The sequence below is a fragment of the Arthrobacter sp. JCM 19049 genome (assembly GCF_001310435.1).
This window is the reverse complement of record NZ_BAXF01000351.1, coordinates 1-2,320: the sequence shown is the minus strand read 5'-3', so window position 1 is coordinate 2,320 and position 2,320 is coordinate 1. Positions and strand designations below refer to the sequence as shown.

The 2,320-nt window shown below is 64.8% G+C and carries 3 protein-coding genes and 1 pseudogene; all 4 read left to right on the top strand.

The genetic code is table 11. From position 1 onward, the window contains the following. A pseudogene (locus tag JCM19049_RS12030) lies at positions 1-300 on the top strand (hypothetical protein); the annotation flags it as partial. Then, positions 297-536, top strand: coding sequence for a hypothetical protein (locus tag JCM19049_RS12025; RefSeq protein ID WP_138177869.1), 240 nt, complete (start codon positions 297-299; stop codon positions 534-536). The pseudogene JCM19049_RS12030 and the gene JCM19049_RS12025, both read left to right, overlap by 4 nt. A 281-nt stretch (positions 537-817) precedes the next feature. Further along, on the top strand, positions 818-1,039 hold the full coding sequence (locus tag JCM19049_RS12020; protein ID WP_054821712.1) for a hypothetical protein: 222 nt from the start codon (positions 818-820) through the stop codon (positions 1,037-1,039). 308 nt (positions 1,040-1,347) lie between these two features. Further along, positions 1,348-2,320: 5'-3' exonuclease H3TH domain-containing protein (locus tag JCM19049_RS12015; RefSeq protein WP_279403096.1), on the top strand; the 973-nt coding region annotated here is incomplete at its 3' end.

Below are 2,320 nucleotides of genomic sequence, written 5' to 3'. Positions count from 1 at the left end.
CACCCTGCCGGCCGCGGCAGTCGTCGGCGCGCTGGCCGCCCTGGTCATGCACCTGGCAACGCCGGCACCCTGGTCGTCAGCGTGCTGGGCGCCGGAATCCTGCTGGTGTTCTGGGTGCTCTCGCGCCGTGACGTTGTCGGCCACGACAACGCGATCTCCGACATCGACTCCTCGGGTGCCGCAGTGAAGATCCTGTCGAAGAAGGAACGCCGCAAGCGCGAGAAGGCCGCCAAGGCCGCCGCGAAGGAAGCGGCGAAGAACAACGCCAAGAAGAATCCCACGCAGGGGGCCAAGAAGTGACCATCGACTGGGCAGCATTCCTGATCGTCGCGGTAACCACCTGGGTCGCCGCCATCCTCATCGTCAGCGCGTACTCGTTTGGCGTCCGCCTGCTGGCCGTCGCCCGCGATGACGACCGCCATGAGGCCCTGAACCGCTTTGGCGCGTTCGCCTGCTTCGCCTTTTGCGGAATCGTGGTGCTTTTCGGCATCATTCTGATCGTGCCGGCCCTGAGCGCCAGTATCCTGGGCGTTTGAGCTAATTTCGCGCCCGAGTACCTTCACCGATGGAGGCACCCATAGACTGGAGCCATGACGAGCTTCAGATACTATGTGGGTGCCTCCATCGATGGTTTTATCGCCGATTCGGCCGGTGAAACCCGCTGGCTTGAACCCTTCGGCGACGCGCAGGCGCGCTGCCCGGGTTCCAGAAGTTCTTCGACGAGATCGGCGCGATCGTCATTGGCGGCCAGACCTACCTGTGGCTGGTCAAGCAGCTCACCGCACTTGGGCGGCCCTGGCCCTACGCCGGCAAACCGGTGTGGGTGTTCACCCACCACGAGCTGCCCTCCACCCCCGGGGCCGACCTGACGTTCGTGCGCGGGGACATTGACCTGTGGTCGCAGGACATTGCCCGCAGCGCCGGTCAGCAGGACGTCTGGATCCTGGGCGGGGCCCAGCTGGCCGGACGGTTCCTTACCGCCGGGTGCTCGATGAGCTGCAGCTGCTTACCGTCCCGGTGGTCCTGGGCAGCGGGGTGAGCGTCTTCGACACTAAGACCCCTGCCGACTTCACCCTGATCGACCGCACGGCCCACGAGAACGGGGTATTGGAGGACCGCTACCGGGTTGCCGCCCCGTAGCCCGGCAGTGGCACCGCCCCCCCTCCCGCATCTGACCTGCCCATGTTGCCGCTCCGGCCGGAGCCCAGGGCCCGGGGATGTGCCAAAGATTGCGTGGTTCGGGAAGTGAAAATGTCCCGAAGTGCAACTAGGCTGGCAGGTGTGAGTGAAACAACCAAAGTGATGTCCGAATCGGACCGACGACTGCTGATCATTGACGGGCACTCGATGGCGTTCCGCGCCTTCTATGCGCTGCCCGCCGAGAACTTCGCCACGAGCACCGGTCAGCACACCAACGCTGTGCACGGGTTCGTCTCCATGCTGCTGACCATGATCCGCCAGCAGAAGCCAACTCACGTGGCGGTCGCGTTCGACCTGGACACCCCGACCCTGCGCTCCCAGGAGTACACCGAATACAAGGGCGGGCGCAACAAGACTCCCGAGGAGTTCTACGGCCAGATCGACCTGATCCAAGAGGTCATGAAGGCGATGAACATTCCCAGCATCACCCTGGAGGGGTACGAGGCCGATGACATCCTGGCCACCCTGGCCCGGCAGGGTGAGGACGCCGGCTTCAAGGTGCTGGTCGTTTCCGGGGACCGCGACGCGTTCCAGCTGATCAATGAGGACACCCTGGTGCTCTACCCGAAGAAGGGCATCAGCGACATCCCGCCGATGGACGCCGACGCTATCGAAGCCAAGTACTTCGTCCGCCCCGAACGCTACTGCGACCTGGCCGCGCTGGTCGGGGAAACCGCGGACAACCTGCCCGGCGTGCCCGGGGTTGGCCCCAAGACGGCCGCGAAATGGCTGGGCCTGTACGGTTCGCTGGACGGGGTGCTGGAGAACATCGACTCCATCAAGGGCAAGGTGGGCAACAACCTGCGCGAACACGTGGAGAACGTCAAGCGCAACCGGCGCCTGAACGAACTGCACCGCGACCTGGACCTGCCGGTCACCCTGGAAGAGTCCGTGCTGGAAAGCCCGAACCGTGAGGCCGTGGAAAACCTGTTCGACGCGCTGGAGTTCAACACCCTGCGCAAGCGGCTCTTTGACCTGTTCGCCGCGCAGGAAGAGGAGGTTGAACGCGAGGTCATCGAGTTCAACCTCACCGAGATCACCACCGCGCAGCAGCTGGACGAGTTCATCAAGGCCGCCGACGGGGCGAAGATCGCCCTGCAGCCGGCCGTCAGCGGCGGGG